Raw genomic sequence first — 18,505 nt, 5'->3', positions numbered from 1 at the left:
GCTCTCTCTCTTTGATCCGCCCGAAGGCGAAAATTGCACTGGACCAGAACGGCCCTTATTTCTCAGGTGTTCTGCGATCCAGGGGTTGGGAAACCTTCCCCGCGGCGCGCAGAACATTCAGTACGCCGGCACAGAATCCAAGAAGCAGAAGAACAATCAGCCCCCAAGGCGTCGTGCCAACAAAATGGTCGAAGAGCCAGCCGAGTACAGCACCGACAACAATGGCGGAAATGAATTCGCTGGAGAGCTTCATCGCCTGTGCATAACCTTTACGGCTCTGCTCGACGCTGGCCTCCCGCGCTTCTTCCTTCCTGTCATCGACACGCTTGGAGGCGAGTTCCGCTTCCAGCTGCCGACGGCGCTGCTCAAGACTTTCTTCGCGGTCATCCGCCATCGTGCTCTCCTCCGCTCCCGTCGCCCGCAATCCCGCTACCCCGGTTTTCCGAACCACGGACGCAAAGGTTAAAGAACCTTCCGGCCCGTTCTGAAGTCGCGCGCAACATAGTTTTAGGGATTAGCATAGTCAAGGCGTAGACAGCCCGTGTCCAGCCATAAAATAACCGCAAAAAATCAAATATTTAAGCGGAATCCGGCCACCTGCGCCCGATTTCATCCAAAGAATCCGTCTTCGAACGGTGCCGGTCTGCATAAAATCCGCAATCAGCAGCCCTTTTGCCTCAGCTCCAACCGCCGCCGTAAGTCCGGTAGAAGACATGCATGCCGATGCGGCCTACCTTTTCCATGGTCCTGGCCCAATCGGGCCGGACGTAGACGGCATGGTAATGCGTGGCCGAACCAACCTGCGGCAGCCAGATCTTGCCGGCGGTCACGGCCATGGCAACGTCGCGGGCAACGCGCCAGTGATATTGTGAATTCACGCGGTCCTTGATGTTGTCGCAGGCGAAGGAAAACTGGCAGCGGTTGCGCCAGTCCTCGTTCTGGTAGACGACGCCGCAAATGGTCTTCGGATAGGCCGGGTTACGGACGCGGTTGAGGATGACCTGCGCGACCGCCGCCTGCCCCTTCACGGATTCGCCGCGCGCTTCGAAATAGATGCCCGAAGCCAGGCACTGCTGCTCACTGGCGGAGAAGACGCTTGGCGGCAGGATGCTGGCGGCCCAGGCATGGTCCTTTGGACCGATCTGCGGCACGAAGCGGCCTTCATCCTTGTCGGTCAGGATCGAATCGAAGGGGGACTGACGGGAATAATCCGGTGCGGCAGGTGCATAGGCTGTCGCCAATACGTCGGCCTTGTTGCTGGTCACGAGGCTTGCCAGCATTTCCGGTACGGCAGTGTCCTGCTGTTGCACCGGCTGTGTCTTGTAGAAGGCAGTCGCGATCTCGATCTCCTTGCCCCTGATCGCCGGCTTGACGAAGGCGGACTTGTCCTTGAGATCAAAGACCGGGCGGAAAAGGAGTTTCGTGCGCTCGAGGATGGAGCCGGCGGAGAAATCCTTCGGCGGCTGCACTCTTTCAACAGCAACGACGCGGCCCTTCTTGGCATTGCGATTGACGCGATCCTCGTCCGGGATGCCCTCGTTGCCTTTTTTGCCCGAAACGAAGGCGACCTTTCGGCCGTCCGGCAACACCATGCCGGCGCCTGACGGGATCGAACCGGTGACCGCAGGGTCGGCAAAAGCAAGTTCCGCCTGGTGGATGGAGCCTGCGGGCGAATTGGTCAGAACCATGCGCCAGCTTTCGCCATCATTGTCGAGACCGGCGAGCATGGTGGCAAGATCGGCATGAGAAGCGACGCTCGGAAAGATCAACCATCCGGCCACGCCGAAAATCGCGGGAGAGACCCAATTCTGGGGCAAGAGACGCAGCTTGCTGCGAGAACGAGCATTTCGACGCAACGCGGACTCCAGGCATGGGACGCAGGAACAGTCCCAAGAAAATCTCGCATTAACCTTGATAGCTGGTTAACGACCCGTGCCGGAATATGACCATGAGGATTCTTGCATATGCTAAAGCTGTTGGGATTTTAGGGGGATGGGTGTTCGACCCGGCGAAAAGTCCCCTCCCCACAGGTGGGAGGGGCTTAACCCGGAGAGAGCGCCTCGCCGCTTTCGAAAGGCTGAAGACGTTGAAATCGTGTGCGGCAGCTTAACCCTTCCTCCTTGTGGGGAGGGTTTGGGGGGCTTTGCAAGCTTATGAAAGAGCGCGGGCGCTGGATAAAGAGAGCGACGAAACCGCCCTCTCGACCCCATCAAATTATGACGTGCGAGCCCAGTTCCACCACACGGTTTGCCGGCAGGCGGAAATAGTCGGAGGGATTGGCGGCAGCGTTGGCGAGCGCGATGTAGAGGCGGTCCTGCCAGTAGGGCATGCCGGACTTCGCATCAGGCACCAGCTTGCGGCGGCCGAGATAGAAGGAGGTCGTCATGATGTCGAACTTCAGGCCGGTCTTGCGCAAGGCCGCCAGCGCCTGGGAGACATTCTGTGATTCCATGAAGCCGAAGAGCAGTTCCACGCGCGAAAAGCGTTCGGATATCTGCTCGACCTTGTAGCGCTCCTGCGGCGAGACGCGCGGCTTGTTGACAGTGCGGATCGTCAGGATGACGTTGCGGTCATGGAGCACATGATTGTGCTTGAGATTGTGCAGCAATGCGGCGGGTGCCGAGTCCGGATCGCTGGTCAGGAAGATTGCGGTGCCCGGAACATGGGCCGGCGAATGCTCGCTCTTGCGCTCGATGGAGCTGACGAAAGAGGCAAGCGGAATATCCGTATGGCGGGTCTTCTCCGTAAGGATCGCCGTGCCGCGACGCCAGGTCCACATGATGACGGTGAAGGCCGTGGCAATCATGATCGGAATGTAACCTCCGTCATGAATCTTCAGAAGGTTGGCGCCGAAGAAGATCAGCTCGAGAATGACCAGCGGCAGCAGCGCGATGATGGCAACAGGAAGCGACCAGTTCCAGCGGGCGCGGACGAATTCGAAGGCCATGATCGAAGTGACGACCATCGCGCCGGTGACAGAGATGCCGTAGGCGGTGGCCAGTGCATCCGAAGTCTTGAAGCCGAGCACGAGGAAGATGACGCCGAAGAACAGCACCGCGTTGACCGAAGGCACGAAGATCTGCCCGGTATTGGTCTCGGAAGTGAAGAGGATTTCCATGCGCGGCAGGAAGCCGAGGTTGATGCCCTGGCGCACGAGCGAGAAGGCACCGGTGATGACGGCCTGGCTGGCGATGATGGTGGCGGCAGTCGCAAGGATGACGACCGGCAGCAGCGCCCATTGCGGGTACATGAGGTAGAAGGGATCAGACATCGTCATCGGATTGCCGAGAACGAGCGCGCCCTGCCCCAGATAATTCAGCGTCAACGACGGGAAAACCAGCAGGAACCAGGCCCACTGGATCGGGCGACGACCGAAATGGCCGAGGTCCGCGTAAAGCGCTTCCGCACCGGTGACGGTCAGGAAAACGGCGCCGAGGACCACGATGCCGTAGAAGCCCTCATGCAGCAGGAAGCTGACGGCATAATAGGGGTTGAAGGCGGCGAGAATGCCGTAATCGTCCGAAATATGGGCAATGCCGGCGGCAGCCATAACCAGGAACCAGAGCGCCGTGATTGGGCCGAAGAAGCGTGCGACCGCGCCCGTGCCGTGAGATTGCACGACGAAAAGAAGCGCCAGGATCGCCACCGATATCGGCACGATATATTCCGACAGGCGCGGCGTGACCAGCTTGATGCCTTCGACCGCTGACAAGACTGACAGTGCCGGCGTGATCATGGCGTCGCCAAGGAAGAGTGCCGCACCCATCAGGCCGAGGAGCATCAGCAGCGCAGTATGGCCATTGGCGGTCTTCATCAGGAGGGCCAGCAGCGACAGGGTGCCGCCTTYGCCGTCGTTGTCGGCGCGCAGCAGGAAGAGCACGTATTTGATGGTGACGATGATGGTCAGCGCCCAGATCATCAGTGAAATAAGGCTGATAACCTCGAAGCGGGTGAGACCATCGTGAGCGACGGGCTTCAGCGCTTCGCGAAACGCGTAAAGCGGGCTCGTGCCGATATCCCCGTAAACGACACCTACGGAGCCTAGCGCAAGATAAAAGAGCTTGCGCGGCGTAAGGTCACGTTCTTGAGAATGGCTTTCTTCAGACATGAAGCAATTACAGGCTCCTCAGAGCCAGCCTTTCCAGCGGAAAAAGAAGAAGGGAACGACGGCGGAGATCACCATGAGACCGAGCGAGTAAGGATAACCCGCAGCCAGGTGCAACTCCGGCATGTATTCAAAATTCATGCCATAGATGGAAGCGACCAGCGTCGGCGGCAAGAACACGACCGAAGCAATGGAAAAAATCTTGATGATGGCATTCTGCTCGATGTTGATGAGGCCAAGCGAGGCGTCGAGCAGGAAGGTGATGTTGCCGGCGACGAAGGACGCGTGCTCCGAAAGGGACTGGATATCGCGCGAGATCGTTCGGCAGAGTTCCTTGGTCTCCTGATCGTGCTGCACGACCGGAATCGTATAGAAGAAGGTGAGAAGGCGTGAGAGCGAACCGAGACTGTCGCGCAGCTTGCTGATCATCCGGTGATGGCCGGCAATGTCCTTCAGCTTTTCTTCCAGATAGTTCGAAGGCTTGCGTACCTTCTTGGCGCGATCACCGAAGACGTGGACGGAAAGGATGTCCAGGCGGGACACCGACATTTCCAGAACTTCGGCGGTGCGATCGACAATCGTTTCCAGGAGCTTGGCAAGCAGAGCGCCGCCGCTGCGCCACTGCTCGGGTATGCGGTGCAGGGCGGCGATGAAGAGGGCGAAGGATTTCGGATGGGCGTAGCGAATGGTCACCAGCTTGTCGCCGGCGAGGATGAAGGCGACATCCGTCAGGGTAGGTGCTTCCGTTTCCGCTTTCCAGATCAGCGAAGCGGTCATGTATACGGCATTGCCTTCGACATAGAGGCGGGCTGACGGCTCAATCGCCCTGAGGTCGTCCCGGGTCGGCACTTCGATGCCAAGGATCTTTTCGACATGCAGTTCTTCCTCGCGAGTCGGCTCGATCATGTCGATCCATACCATATCCGCCGGTAATTCCGGAGGATTGGCAAGATCACGGATCTCGACCGACTTGCAGTTGGAACAGTATGCTGTGATCACAGCCCGCATCTCCGGCGCCAGCGGCGCCCAACCGGTGTAACCATTTTTGTCGAAAGCCCTACCATGCCGTTGCGGGCGCGATGGCGCCTAGACGCACTCGCCATCGACCGAGACGGAAGGGGATAAAGAACGTTCATACAGCTCCGGTCATATCCGGCCTTTTCGGCCGGGTCGCTCCACCGCATCGCAGTCACCAATCCGTCGATCGACAAGCCAACTCCGAACATGCAGAGAGGCCGGAAACTTCATAAAGCAGCGGCCATACAGAGCATTTGCAGACGCGCCATCATGACGCCGGCGCGCATATGAAGCAAAGCCAGGAAATAATCAAGACATGTTACGTGAACTGCGCCTTTTCATCTCATTTCGCCCACAATTCGGGGTGATCGGCGCGTGATTCGTTTTTATTCGAATACGATCGCAGGCGCCTCACGCTGCGGCTTCTCGCCGACCTGCTCCCAGACCTTGGCAGCGATGGCGCGGTAGATGCCGGCGACGATGCCATTCGGATCTGAGGCGACGAGCGGCGTTCCGGCATCGGAGGTCTCGCGGATATTCATCGTCAGCGGCACTTCGCCGAGGAAGGGCACGCCGATGCGCTCAGCCTCCCTGCGGGCGCCGCCATGGCCAAAGATATCGTAGCGCGTGCCGGTATCGGGCGCGACGAAATAGCTCATGTTCTCGACAATGCCGAGAACCGGTACTTCGACCTTGCGGAACATGTTGAGGCCCTTGCGGGCATCGATCAGCGCGAGATCCTGCGGCGTTGAAACAATCACGGCTCCGGCGAGCGGCACCTGCTGGGCCATGGTGAGCTGGGCGTCGCCAGTGCCGGGCGGCATATCGACGATGAGAACATCGAGTTCGCCCCAGGCGACTTCACGCAGCATCTGCAGGAGAGCGGATTGAACCATCGGCCCGCGCCAGATCATTGCCGTTTCCTCATCGACGAGGAAACCCATGGACATGACCTTGAGGCCGTAATTTTCCATGGGATTGATGATGCGGCCGTCGATCTGGGTCGGCCGGCCGGAGATCTTCAGAAGCCGCGGCATGGAGGGGCCGTAGATATCGGCATCGAGAATACCCACACGAAGACCATTGGCCTGCAGGCCGAGCGCCAGATTGACCGCCGTCGTCGACTTGCCAACGCCGCCCTTGCCCGATGCGACGGCAATGATGGCGCCAATGCCGGGAACGCCGATCTTGGCAGTGCGCGGCTGCTGCGGGGCATGGGAGTGGCCGTGATGGCTATGGTCAGCCTGCGCAGCGGGACGCGCAGCAGGCGCACTGGCGGCTGCCTTCTTATCTGCCGTCAGGGCCACGAGCGCACCCTTCACACCCGGCATTTCCTTGATCACACGCTCGGCGGCAAGCCGCAGCGGCTCCAGTTCCTTGGCACGTTCGGCCGGTACAGTGATGGAGAAATAGACCTTGCTATCGGAAATGAAGACGTCGGAAACCATGCCGAGTTCGACGATATTGTGCTCCAGATCCGGTCCGCGCACGGTCTTCAGCGTTTCCAGAACCTGTTCCTTGGTGACCTCGGTCATTCCGCCCTCACTGCTTCTACCTCTTCAGTAAATAGTGGAGGCTGACAGCTTCGCCAAACGAAATCGGGCAGCAGACATAACTTGCATCACGGAAAGGCAATGCGTTCTCTCTCCGCTGCGGCCATCAAGTCCGCCGGGCTTTCGCCCTGATGGCCGCAACGGACTCCCCGAGAACCGACGCAATTCGAGGCGAACTAGCGCAAGCGGAGAAAAAGACCAGAAAAAATTTTAACGAAATCGTCCGTTTTCGGAACAGAGCAACGGGCGGTTGCCCAAACGCAACAACCACCGCCGATATTGGAACGCCGGGAGAAAAGCGGCGCGAATATCAGACGGTGGCGTGTCGGTCGCGCCATTGAGCTGGCGCTGTTTCAAAGTCCCCTCTGGACCTCTGCCGATAACAATGCAGGAAGCGTGCCAAATGCTGAATTTGCGGAAAAGGATGGCAATCGTCAGTTCTGGCCCACTCGTGAAGAAACTGGCGCTCAGATATTGAGCAGCCTGGAGTCGACTGACGTAATTTTGGGCTGCAACGCCTGCTAAACTGGCCTTACTAAATCAGGGCCTTACTTGATGAGGCCAATGCGCAGCGCCTTGGCGACAGCCTGCGTACGATTGACCGTATCCAGCTTCTTCGTTGCTCGGTTCAGGTAGTGATTGACCGTATGTTCCGAGAGATCGAGGATTTCGGCAATCTCCGCACTGGTCTTGCCGGCGGCGGTCCAGTTCAGGCAATCGATCTCGCGATCCGTCAGCGTGTCGGTTATGCGCGTATCGAGATTGCGGATTTCGGCGAGCCGATCGAAGACATGGATCGCGATATAGCTCAGTTCCCGCATCTCTACCGCGGTGAAGGGCTCGCGGTCCCCGGCGAAAGAGACTGCACCGCGCGCGCCTGATGGTTCGTGCGTCGGGAAATAGCCGCAGCGCACCATCTTGAAGCGTTCGAAAAGAGTCGCAACGATGCCAGCCTTGCCGTCATCGCGCGACCAGTTGGCGCGCGACGTGTCATGGAAGAACGGCAGCGTCGACGTTCGCAGCCGCCGCAGGACGGGGCTGTTCACCATCAGTCCTTCCTGATCGTAGATCGACAGCAATTCAGCGGGCCAGCTGGTGATGATCGTATTGGCCTGAAGGTCGAAGGAGGTAATCGGCGGCAGGTTCAAAACCATAAAGGCGCGGCTACGATAGGCCTCTGTCACCCGCTTCATGAAGCGAAAAATGTCGAACTGGGTTTTTAGCCCGGCGACCTCCTGGACGTAGGCGTCTTCCACCGAAGTTTGCGGTAAACTTGCCATCAGATTTTTCGCCTCCGAACCGGGCTTTGGGTAAACCGCTGGCAGCCTGTGTGGAAAAGAGGCAGGTACAGGGTGGGTTACACAACGCCCGTCAGATCAATAGGTTCAGCCTCGGCGTGCAGCGCGTTCGGCCGGTGAATTGTCGATGATTTCGCGGACGACCCCAGTTGGCGTGATTCGCCGTCAAATCTCAATAACACACACATCATAAGCATGCTATGTATCTGACGTCCAGCAATTGACTATGGTCAAGCCCGTTTCAACGCCTTGGCCCGAGGCGGATGCGCATTTCGTCCATGATTTTCCGCGCTGTCACCTGAACCGGAACGGCCCATTCCTGGAGAAGTTCCATCGACAGGCGGTAAGCGGGACCGGTAACCGAGACCCCGCCGATGAAGGAGCGGTCGTCCGACCAGATCGGGGCGGCGACACAGCGGATGCCGGCCTCATGTTCCTCGCGATCGAAAGCATGACCGGCGGCAGCGATTTCGCCGATCTCCGCCAGCAGGCTCTCGGCATTCACATGCGTCGCCGAGGTGAAGCGGTTGAAATGCAGACCGGGCAGGAGTGCATCGATTTTATCCGGCGGCAAAAGCGAAAGGGCGGCCTTGCCGACGCCGGTGCAATAACAGGGGGAGGCATTGCCGATCTGTGAATACATGCGCACCGGCTGGTGCCCTTCGACCTTGTCGAGATAAATAATGGAGGAGCCACGCAGCACGCCGAGATGGACGGTTTCGCCGGTTTCGCGATGGAGGGCGGCGAGGTGCGGCGCGGCGATCAGGCGAAATTCGTTGCGCGCCCAGCTTCGTGAGGCGAAGTCGAGCAGCCGCAGACCCGGCGCGTAACGCCCTTCGGCATCGAGCTCGAGAAGCCCCTCTTCGACGAGATGCCCGAGTTGCCGGTGCAATGTGCCGCGCGGCTGATCGGCACGTGCGAGAATATCGGTGAAGCGCAAGGGAGCGTCGGCATGGGTGACGAGATCAAGCAGCACCATGAGCTTGCCGAGCGTGCCGGTATCACGCGACGCGCCCTTGTCATCCACATGCGCCATGCTGTCGCCTTTGGAGCTCATTACCTTTCCTACCCTTGACAGGAAAGCCAGCCTATTCGAATAATTCCATATAGTCAAATTAAGTTCCAAATAATGGAATTAGTGCCAGATGGGAGGAGAAACGGTGAGCGCTATGTCTGCACAATTTCCTGAATTCAGGGATCGCACGGTGCTGATCAGCGGCGGCGGTTCCGGGATCGGGGCTGCCCTCGTCGAGGGTTTCGCAAGGCAGGGTGCAAAGGTTTCCTTCCTCGACATCGCCGAGGCGGAAAGCCGGGAACTGGCGGAGCGGCTTTCAGAAGAGTATGCGCACCCCGTCAGTTTCTACCATACCGATCTGCGCGATATCGACGCCATCAGGCGCGCGGTCGACGCTGTCGTCTCAACATCCGGGCCGATCCGGGTACTTGTCAACAATGCGGCCTGGGACGACCGGCACGAATTCGACGATGTGACCGAGGACTATTGGGATAATAACCAGGCGGTCAATCTGCGCCATGTCTTCTTCACCTCGCAGGCGGCAGCCCCGTCGATGCGGGCAGCCGGCGGCGGAGCGATCATCAACATGTCGTCGATTGCCTTCAAGCTGAACATGGGCGTCTTTCCTGCCTATGCCGCCGCCAAGGCGGCAGTCGTCGGCCTGACAAAGAGCATGGCCGGAAGGCTCGGCCCTGAGAATATCCGCGTCAACTGCATTCTGCCAGGCATGGTGGTGACCGAGCGGCAGATGAAGTTATGGCTGACGGAGGAAAGCATTGCCCGCTCCGTGCAGGAGCAATGCCTGAAGACCCCATTGAAGCCGGACGCGATCGTCGGTCCGGCTCTGTTTCTTGCATCCGACTGCGCAGCCGGCATGACCGCGCAGTCCCTTATCGTCGATGGAGGCGTTCTCTGATGGCAAATCCCGCTTATGTCGCGGTGGACTGGGGCACCAGCAGCTTCCGGCTATGGCTTATCGATGCCGGTGGCACCGTTCTCGCCGAGCGCCGCAGCGGCGAAGGCATGACGACCGCCGCCAAAACCGGCTTTTCCCAGGTTCTTGAAGGGCATCTCGCAGCCGTGGAAGCGCCTGATAACCTGCCAGTCATCGTCTGCGGTATGGCAGGCGCACGGCAGGGCTGGGTGGAGGCGGGTTATATCGACGTGCCCGCTTCGCTCGCTTCGATCCTGTCGGGCGCAGTTTCCGTGCCCGGCGAAAGCCGCGACGTGCGCATTCTGCCGGGCCTTGCACAGCGTGATGCGGCGACGCCGGATGTCATGCGCGGGGAGGAAACGCAGCTTCTCGGGGCACTCGGGCCTACGAGCCGCGGCACCCAGGCCGTCTGCATGCCAGGCACGCATTCCAAATGGGTGCATGTCAGTGACGCCAAGGTCACCGGTTTTTCCACGTTCATGACGGGCGAACTTTTCGACGCCGTTACCAAACATACGATCCTCATGCATGCGGTCGCCGGCGCCGAGGACCAGCCGGCCGATACCGCGGCCTTCGAGACGGCGGTTACGGCCGCGTTCAAGCGGCCGGCCCTCGCGTCGAACCTGATTTTCACGGCCCGTTCCGGCCAGCTTCTGCACGGTATTTCGGCTGCCGCCGCCCAAGCCAAACTCTCCGGCACGCTGATCGGCCTCGAAATCGCCGGTGCGTTGCAGGACGCCGGCAAGGATACCCCCGTTACCCTCGTCGCGTCCGGACGCCTGCAGGCGCTCTACGAACAGGCCTTCCATACGCTCTCCCTTTCCTTCACCACCATCGACGCCGATGCCGCCGTTCGCGGCGGGCTTTCGGCCGCTGCCCAAGCCATCTGGCCGAATTGAGCCATCTCGGCGAACTGAGAAAGATATTCTGATGAACCGTGTCCCCTTCCCCAAGATGAAGCGTCCCCTGATTGCCATTCTGCGCGGCATCAAGCCCGAGGAAACCCAAGCCGTGGTCGGCGCGCTGATCGAAAATGGTCTGACGGCGATCGAGATCCCGCTGAATTCGCCGGAGCCCTTCAAGTCCATCGAAATCGCAGCCAAGATGGCGCCGGCGGATGTGCTCATCGGCGCCGGCACCGTGCTGACGACAGAAGCCGTCGACAGCCTGCATGCCGCCGGCGGCAAACTGCTGGTCACACCGAATGTTGAGCCCGACGTCATCATCCGCGCCCGCGACTACGGCATGGTGACCATGCCGGGCGTCTTTACCCCGACTGAAGCGCTGCAGGCGGCCCGCGCAGGTGCGACCGGCCTCAAGTTCTTCCCTGCAAGCGTTCTGGGGCCGTCAGGCATCACCGCAATCCGCGCCATCCTGCCGCCGGAATTGGTGATTGCGGCGGTCGGCGGCGTGTCGGACAAGAACTTTTCCGACTATACCAAAGCGGGCATTTTGGCTTTCGGTCTCGGCACCAGCATTTACAAGCCCGGAATGACTGATGCAGAGGTTGCCGAGCGCGCCAAGGCGACCATCTTAGCCTATGACGCGGCCATAGGAGCATAGGCATATGACTGATATTTATGAATTCGAGGGCAAAACACTTTGCGATACCAATTCGGTTCTCGGTGAGGGCCCCACTTACGATCCCGTTTCCAATTCCGTCTGGTGGTTCAATATTCTCGGCAAGGAACTACACGAGCTCAATCTTTCGACAGACGAGAAGAAGGTACATCCGCTGCCTGCCATGGCGAGCGTTCTGGCCCGCGTCGATTCTGGCCGCCAGTTGCTGGCGACCGAGGAAGGGCTGTTCGTACGGGATATCGCGAGCGGCAAGCTAACCTTCTATGCGGCGCTGGAAAACGACAAGCCGGAAAACCGCTCCAACGACGGGCGCACGCACCCCTCAGGCGCGTTGTGGATCAGCACGATGAGCAAACGCGCCGAAAACCAGGCCGGCGCGATCTATCATGTTGCCGCCGGCAAGGTGACGAAGATCTTCAGCGGCATCAGCATTCCAAACTCCATCTGCTTTTCGCCCGATGGCACGATCGGCTACTTTACCGACACCCGAATCAGCCGTCTGATGCGGGTCATGGTCGATCCCCAGACCGGCCTGCCGTCCGGTGAACCGATCGTGATGGTCGACAGCATGGACGAACCCGGCGGGCTCGACGGTTCAGTCTGCGATGCCGATGGCTATATCTGGAACGCGCGCTGGGGTGCCGGTGTCGTTGATCGCTACAGCCCGGATGGCCTGCGCATAGCTCGCTACAAGGTGCCGGCAGCGCAACCTTCCTGCCCGGCCTTCATCGGCGCCAATGCCGACCGGCTAGTGGTCACGACCGCCTGGGAAGGTCTGGATGAGGATGCCCGCTCCGCCCAGCCAAGTGCAGGCGCGCTGCTTGAACTCGGCATCACGGTAAAGGGCGTTTTCGATCCTGCCTATGTGATCTGAAATGCGAAGTCCGCAATTTATAAAGGCGCTCCTTGCGGGGCGCCTTTTGTTTTTTTGGGGCTTTTTCCGGTCAAGGTTCCGTGAAAACTGCAAAACTTTCCGTGTCTTCGTCCGGAACCAATAAGCTGATCGGTCATTTCATTCTTGAACCGGCGCGGCAGGTATTCTTGAAAAACAGGCCCTTTCGCGCCAGGGATCACTCAAGAAACGAAGGTAGGTTCGAAATGACACGCAAACTTCTGACGACCGTTGCCGCTGGCGCATTGTTTGCCACGGCTTTCGCACCGGCAGCATTTTCGCAGACAGCTCCCCAGCCGGCTAACCCTGCTGCTCCCGCGCAGTCTGCACCCGCTGAGCCAGCCGCTCCGGCACCGGCAGAACCAGTCAAGCCGATGGCACCGGCAGGTGATGCCGCACAGGCTCCGGCCCCGGCACCGAGCACTGACATGGCCCAGGCAGGTGGCGACAGCTATCTGACGCAGCAGGCTCCGGACCAGATCAGTGCCAATACGTATATTGGCCAGTCGGTTTACAACGGCAACAATGAGAGCATCGGCAGCGTCAACGACCTGATCATGAAGAAGGATGGCGGGCTTGTCGCAGCAATTATCGGTGTCGGCGGCTTCCTGGGGATCGGTGAAAAGAATGTCGCCGTTCCCATGAATAAGATCACCGTCGCGCAGAATACGCAGGACGGCTCCGTCAAGCTGACGACGACGGAAACTGCCGAATCCCTCAAGGCGGCGCCGGAGTTCAAGACACTTGCCATGCAGTCAGCCGAAAAGGCTCCGGCAGCTACCGGCACGGCCATGCCGACGGACAATACGTCGACAGGTTCGACAACCAACAAGTAATCCGTACGGAGAGTAGAGCGTAGGTGATGGCGTCCCATGGGGCGCCATTGCTTTTTTGCCCCTATGCGCTGACGCGATCCTGTGCGCTCGTGTCGTAATAGTAGTTCTCGTGGAGGAAGCGCAGCGTGGCGATGCCATCGGCCGGCCGGCCGAAATGATAGCCCTGCCCCATGCCGCAGCCGAGCGTACGCAGCTTGACCGCTTCGGAATAGTCCTCAATCCCTTCGGCCACGACCTCCAGCTCAAGGCCTTCACACATCGCGAGGATCGCCTTGATGATGTGTTCGGAAGCGCGGTCGGAATTGATGCGCGAGACAAAGGCGCGGTCGATCTTGATCTTGTCGAAGATGAAATCGCGCAGGCGCCCGAGGCTCGACTGGCCGGTACCGAAATCGTCGAGCGAGATGCGCACGCCGGCTGCCCTGAGATCGGAAATGATCCGGTGCGCCGTGTCGGCAGAACTCATGACAGCGGTCTCGGTAATTTCCAGTTCGAGGCGATGCGGGTCGAAGCCCACACGGCCGAGGATAGACAGGATGGAGGTGCTCGTGCCCGGATCCATCAGCTGGGCGGACGACAGATTAAAGGACAGGAACAGTTCGCGCGGCCAGGAAAGGGCCGCTTCCGCAGCCTTGCGCAAGAGCGCTTCCGACAGGGCGTCGATGAAGCCGCGCTCTTCGGCGAGCGGCACGAAGACGCCGGGCGAGACGAAGCCGAGGTCGGGATCGTTCCAGCGGGCAAGTGCCTCGAAGCCCACCACCTGATTGTTGGCGAGCGAGACGATCGGCTGGAAATGTACGTCGATCGCGTCCGATATGATGGCATTTCGAAGCGCCTGTTCGAGCTGGGTCGCCCGCTTCATTTCCTGCGCGATCTCGCGGGAATAGACAGTGATCTGTCCGCGCCCGCGGCGCTTGGAACGATAGAGTGCGGTTTCCGCACTTTTCAAAAGCTCTTCGCAGTCCTCGCCGGCGAATGGATAGATAGCAAAGCCGAAAGAGGCGGAAAGGCGCACATTGCGGTCGCCGAGATCGTAGGGAGCCGAGAGCACCTCACGGATCATCTGTCCGAACTTCTCCGCGCTCGCGCGCTCGAAGATCAGCGGCAGAACGAAGGCGAACTCGTCGCCATCATGACGAGTGACCAGGGCACCATCCGGAATGCAGGCCTTGAGGCGATGGGCGACCTGACACAGGATTTCGTCACCGGCAGCAGAGCCGAAGAGATCGTTGATGGGCTTGAAACTGTCGAGATTGGCGATACCAATCGTGAAGGGCGCCGGATCGCTGGCCCGCTCGGCCGAAATCTGCATTACCTTATCGCGCATGCGATTGCGGTTGCCCAATCCCGTCAGCGGATCGGTATAGGCCATCGCCTGTAGCTCATTCTGACTAACGGCCATGAATGGTATTTCCGGCGACACCATCAATCCAAACCCGAGATTTTCCTCCACACCCTGGTGAAGAATGACGGCCAAGTCTTAACAATTCGATAGTAAATCGAGCAGAATACAACCCCAAGCATTCCCAAAATCTGGGGATTTGACCGGCCTGTTGTTTAGATTTGAGCTTTGATTGGCTCGTTCATCAGATGCTTCTGAAATACCGTTTCAAGGATGTCAGGGCTTACCGGTTTCATGATGACGTCATCCATGCCGGCATTGGCGCATTCTGCACGATCGTGTTCGAAGGCTTGCGTCAGCACGCCAATAATCGGCGTTCGCGTGCCCTGTCCCTCTTCCATCTGGCGAATGAGGCGCGAGGCTTCAAAGCCGTTGAAGACCGGAAGCGAAATATCCATCAGCACGATCTGTGGCCGATATTCTGCCCAGAGACGAACAACCTCTTCGCCGGTTGCTGCGATCCGATGGCGGTAACCGAGTCCTTCGAGGATCTGCGTGAAGACGATCTGGTTGATGTCGTTATCCTCGGCGACGAGAACCTGAAGACCTATGTTTTCTTCGGTCGTGGTAATTTCCCAGTCACCCTCCGTGCCGCCGCGTCCGTTGCGGTTGAAGTGGCGGGCAATCTGGAAGGTCAGTTCGTTGGCTATCTGAAAGCCATCCATGACGAGAGTGGGAATGCCGTACTGTTCTCCAAGCTCCAGACAGCGCAAGCCCATCTGGTTGTCGATGATCAGAAGATCGAGCGAGATTCCCGAAGAGCTGGCAATCTCGAGGAAACGTTCCTCCTCATCCTCGCCGCGGACCGAGCAGGATTCGAAGCCGTATTTGGCGAGCGTGCGCAGTGCGGCAGTCTCGGCAGCGAGATCCGACGTGACGACGAGGATCTTTCGGCCGGAGAAATTTTCCGGAACGATCGCCTCCATCGCTGCCGGCTCGCGGCGCTGCGATGCGTTCGGCACCGGCACATAGGCACGGCGGTAGGTCTGGTTGCTGGAAGTGGTGATCTCGGAGGCCCGATGGAATTCGTCGAGATCRTCGCCGTCGCGCGGCAGGTCCTGCATGGTCGAGACGAGGAAATAACGTCCGGGCTTGCCGATCCTGTGCTTGCGGCTGACGATGTCGCGCTCGGTGCCGTCGCGGGCGATCTGGCGCTGGCGGGAGACCGACATTTCGCCGGTGTCCAGCACGTGGCGGTCGCTTTCCTCGAAGCGCTTGGCAATGTCAGGCGAAAACAGATCACCGCTCTTGCGGCCGAGAACCTCGTCCGCCGTCGTCTGGTATTTCTCGCAGAAAGCCTTGTTGACGGCGACATAGGCGAGGTTGCGATCCTTCACGAAGAGCGGGAACGGCAGGTGGTCGAGAATGTCCTCGGTCAGCTGCACGCGCTCAAGATCGTACCGCCACTGTTCCTCGCGCTTACGCACCTCGGAAATATCGGAAATAACGGTCACGCCGTAACCGCTCGGCAGGCGGCGCTTGAGGAAGCGCACCCAGCGGTCGGCACCGTGGCGCTCGACGGATTCAAAACGTTCGCGCCAATGGGAGGCGATGCGCTGGGACAACCAGTCCTCGCGGCTGAGCAAACCCGGCTGGCGCTCGAGGGTCTGCTCGCGAATGCCGGTATTGTAGACCGCACCCAGGAAATCACGAAGGCGGGCGCCCGGGCGCAGCACGTCCTCCGACACTGGAAAGAATTCCAGGACCTGACGGCTGGCAAAGAGAAGAAGATCGTTGCGGTCATAGATGACGAATGCAGCAGAAAGACTGTCGCAAACCGCATCGAAAAGCACCGCCTGAAGATCAGCTTCAGGCGGCAGTGCGTCACTCACAGATGATGTGTCCGCCTTTTCGAAGCCGGCACTCATTCATTCACATCCCACATCTGTCCGATTTTCGCAGTCTCGGAGGTATATGAATAAAATGCCGTTTTTGTCTTAAAAGCCGCTTAACAGTAATGACCCCCAAATTTGGGGGAGAGGTCTTGAGTCATTATCTACAGCTCGATGAAAGCCCTTCCCTCCGGGCCGCGAATCCTCGAAAATAAGCCCATGGCCATCAGACAGCTCTCCGAAACGCTCATCAACCAGATCGCTGCCGGCGAAGTCATCGAACGGCCGGCGAGCGCTGCCAAGGAACTGATCGAAAACGCGCTCGATGCAGGCGCGACCCGGATCGAAATCGCAACCGCCGGCGGCGGCAAGGCGCTGCTGCGCGTCAGCGACAACGGTTCCGGCATGGACGTCACCGATCTTGAACTTGCCGTCAAGCGTCACTGCACGTCGAAGATATCGGATACGCTCGACGATATCCGAACGCTCGGGTTCCGGGGCGAGGCATTGCCGTCCATCGGTTCGGTGGCGCGGCTCAGCATCGCAAGCCGCAAACGTGACAGCGCGGCGGGCAACGAAATTTCCGTTGCCGGAGGCAAGATCGTGCATCTGCGCCCGGCAGCCGCCAATCCGGGAACGATCGTCGAAGTGCGCGATCTGTTTTTCGCGACGCCGGCGCGGCTGAAATTCCTGAAGACGGAGAAGGCGGAAGCGGCGGCCATCACCGAGATCGTCAAACGCATGGCGATCGCCTTTCCGGGCGTGCGTTTCGTGCTCTCCGGCCCCGATCGCTCGACGCTGGAATTTCCGGCAACCGGCGAGGATCATCTGGCGCGCATGGCGCAGGTGCTCGGAAAGGAATTCCGTGACAATGCCATCGCCCTGGATGCCGAGCGCGAAGACGTGCAACTGACCGGCTTTGCCGGCGTGCCGACCTTCAACCGGGGCAATTCGGCTCATCAATATGCGTTCGTCAATGGCCGCCCGGTGCAGGACAAACTCATCCTCTCGGCGATCCGCGGGGCCTATGCCGAAACGATTCCCTCCGGCCGTTATCCCGTCGCGGTGCTGTCGATCACGCTCGATCCGGCGCTTGTGGACGTCAATGTGCATCCGGCGAAATCCGACGTCCGCTTCCGCGATCCGGGACTGGTGCGCGGGCTGATCGTCGGCGCAATCCGCGAAGCGCTTGCGCGTGACGGCAGCCGCGCCGCAACGACGGGCGCAAGCGACATGCTGCGCGCCTTCCGGCCTGGCTTCCAGGCGGCGCCGCAGCGACCGCAGGCACCTTGGTCGGCGGCAACCTCCCCATCCCGGCCGTATCAGCCGGCCGCGGGTCTCAGCGAAAGACCGCAAGCCTCCTTCGAGGGGCTTGCCCATCCGACGGCGCGTTCAGAGCCGGTTTTCGATCCCACCTCGCAAGTGCCGGCAGCAGCAGCTGCGAGCGAACCGGCGGTGCGCTATCCACTCGGAGCCGCGCGGGCGCAGGTCCACGAAAACTATATCATTGCGCAGACAGACAACGGCATCGTCATCGTCGATCAACACGCTGCCCATGAGCGGCTGGTCTTCGAGGCCATGCGCAAAGCGCTGCATTCGAAGCGGCTGCCGTCGCAGGTGCTGCTGATCCCCGAGATCGTCGACATTCCCGAAGAGGATTGCGACCGGCTGATGGTGCATGCGGTGGAATTTTCCGAACTTGGCCTTGCGATCGAGCGCTTCGGCCCAGGCGCCATTGCCGTGCGCGAAACGCCAGCGATGCTCGGCGAGGTCGATGCGCCTGGGCTGATCCGGCAACTAGCCGACGAGATCGCCGAATGGGATACAGCCTCCGGCCTCTCGGCCAAGCTCGAATATGTGGCGGCAACAATGGCTTGCCATGGCTCGGTGCGATCAGGACGGCGGCTACGGCCTGAAGAAATGAACGCGCTGCTGCGCCAAATGGAAGTGACCCCAGGCTCCGGCCAATGCAATCACGGGCGTCCGACCTATATCGAACTCAAGCTTGCCGATATCGAGCGACTATTCGGCCGGAGCTGA

At 59.9% G+C, this 18,505-nt stretch carries 15 protein-coding genes; 6 read left to right on the top strand and 9 right to left on the bottom strand.

The features are described 5' to 3' along the window. Positions 1–55: 55 nt before the first annotated feature. The 7 genes from AC1DF8_RS32580 to AC1DF8_RS32550 form a co-directional block, all read right to left on the bottom strand. Complete coding sequence (locus AC1DF8_RS32580) at positions 56–394, bottom strand: AtpZ/AtpI family protein (RefSeq protein ID WP_478156771.1); 339 nt, start codon at positions 392–394, stop codon at positions 56–58. A gap of 283 nt (positions 395–677) precedes the next feature. Beyond that, positions 678–1,856, bottom strand: coding sequence for a cell wall hydrolase (locus AC1DF8_RS32575; RefSeq protein WP_478156769.1), 1,179 nt, complete (start codon positions 1,854–1,856; stop codon positions 678–680). Positions 1,857–2,209: 353 nt separating this feature from the next. Further along, positions 2,210–4,108, bottom strand: coding sequence for a potassium transporter Kup (locus AC1DF8_RS32570; RefSeq protein ID WP_478156767.1), 1,899 nt, complete (start codon positions 4,106–4,108; stop codon positions 2,210–2,212). Between the two features lie 18 nt (positions 4,109–4,126). Further along, positions 4,127–5,104: a magnesium transporter CorA family protein gene (locus AC1DF8_RS32565; RefSeq protein WP_112972478.1), complete on the bottom strand. Its 978-nt coding sequence runs from the start codon at positions 5,102–5,104 to the stop codon at positions 4,127–4,129. A 404-nt stretch (positions 5,105–5,508) separates the two neighbouring features. After that, entirely contained in the window at positions 5,509–6,657 is a 1,149-nt protein-coding gene (locus AC1DF8_RS32560; protein WP_478156765.1) for an Mrp/NBP35 family ATP-binding protein, read from the bottom strand. Between the two features lie 566 nt (positions 6,658–7,223). After that, positions 7,224–7,955 carry a LuxR family transcriptional regulator gene (locus tag AC1DF8_RS32555; protein WP_112541401.1) on the bottom strand — a complete coding sequence of 244 codons (732 nt, stop codon included), beginning with the start codon at positions 7,953–7,955 and terminating at the stop codon, positions 7,224–7,226. Positions 7,956–8,214: 259 nt separating this feature from the next. Next, positions 8,215–9,030 carry an IclR family transcriptional regulator gene (locus tag AC1DF8_RS32550; RefSeq protein ID WP_478156762.1) on the bottom strand — a complete coding sequence of 272 codons (816 nt, stop codon included), beginning with the start codon at positions 9,028–9,030 and terminating at the stop codon, positions 8,215–8,217. A gap of 112 nt (positions 9,031–9,142) precedes the next feature. On the opposite strand from AC1DF8_RS32550, the gene AC1DF8_RS32545 reads away from it, so the two are divergent. The 5 genes from AC1DF8_RS32545 to AC1DF8_RS32525 all read left to right on the top strand — a co-directional run bounded on the left by AC1DF8_RS32545 (position 9,143) and on the right by AC1DF8_RS32525 (position 13,231). Beyond that, positions 9,143–9,904, top strand: a complete 762-nt coding sequence (locus tag AC1DF8_RS32545; RefSeq protein WP_478156804.1) for an SDR family NAD(P)-dependent oxidoreductase — start codon at positions 9,143–9,145, stop codon at positions 9,902–9,904. Then, positions 9,904–10,821, top strand: a complete 918-nt coding sequence (locus AC1DF8_RS32540) for a 2-dehydro-3-deoxygalactonokinase (RefSeq protein ID WP_478156760.1) — start codon at positions 9,904–9,906, stop codon at positions 10,819–10,821. The genes AC1DF8_RS32545 and AC1DF8_RS32540 overlap by 1 nt, the downstream gene beginning before the upstream one ends. A gap of 31 nt (positions 10,822–10,852) precedes the next feature. After that, positions 10,853–11,485 (top strand): 2-dehydro-3-deoxy-6-phosphogalactonate aldolase, encoded by a 633-nt coding sequence (locus AC1DF8_RS32535; protein WP_112541405.1) that lies wholly within the window; start codon positions 10,853–10,855, stop codon positions 11,483–11,485. A 4-nt stretch (positions 11,486–11,489) separates the two neighbouring features. Continuing rightward, positions 11,490–12,377 carry an SMP-30/gluconolactonase/LRE family protein gene (locus AC1DF8_RS32530; RefSeq protein ID WP_478156758.1) on the top strand — a complete coding sequence of 296 codons (888 nt, stop codon included), beginning with the start codon at positions 11,490–11,492 and terminating at the stop codon, positions 12,375–12,377. Positions 12,378–12,601: 224 nt separating this feature from the next. Continuing rightward, complete coding sequence (locus AC1DF8_RS32525; protein WP_478156756.1) at positions 12,602–13,231, top strand: PRC-barrel domain-containing protein; 630 nt, start codon at positions 12,602–12,604, stop codon at positions 13,229–13,231. Positions 13,232–13,292: 61 nt separating this feature from the next. On the opposite strand, the gene AC1DF8_RS32520 is transcribed toward AC1DF8_RS32525, so the two are convergent. Together AC1DF8_RS32520 and AC1DF8_RS32515 are read right to left on the bottom strand one after the other, a co-directional pair. Continuing rightward, positions 13,293–14,633: a putative bifunctional diguanylate cyclase/phosphodiesterase gene (locus tag AC1DF8_RS32520; protein WP_409564432.1), complete on the bottom strand. Its 1,341-nt coding sequence runs from the start codon at positions 14,631–14,633 to the stop codon at positions 13,293–13,295. Positions 14,634–14,788: 155 nt separating this feature from the next. After that, the gene (locus AC1DF8_RS32515) at positions 14,789–16,501 is read right to left on the bottom strand and encodes a response regulator (protein WP_478156754.1); all 1,713 of its coding nucleotides are present in this window, start codon (positions 16,499–16,501) and stop codon (positions 14,789–14,791) included. A gap of 183 nt (positions 16,502–16,684) precedes the next feature. On the opposite strand from AC1DF8_RS32515, the gene mutL reads away from it, so the two are divergent. Continuing rightward, the gene (gene mutL / locus AC1DF8_RS32510; RefSeq protein WP_478156752.1) at positions 16,685–18,505 is read left to right on the top strand and encodes a DNA mismatch repair endonuclease MutL; all 1,821 of its coding nucleotides are present in this window, start codon (positions 16,685–16,687) and stop codon (positions 18,503–18,505) included.

It is taken from the genome of Rhizobium sp. 05N49 (assembly GCF_056396805.1).
This window is presented reverse-complemented; position numbering and strand designations above follow the sequence as displayed.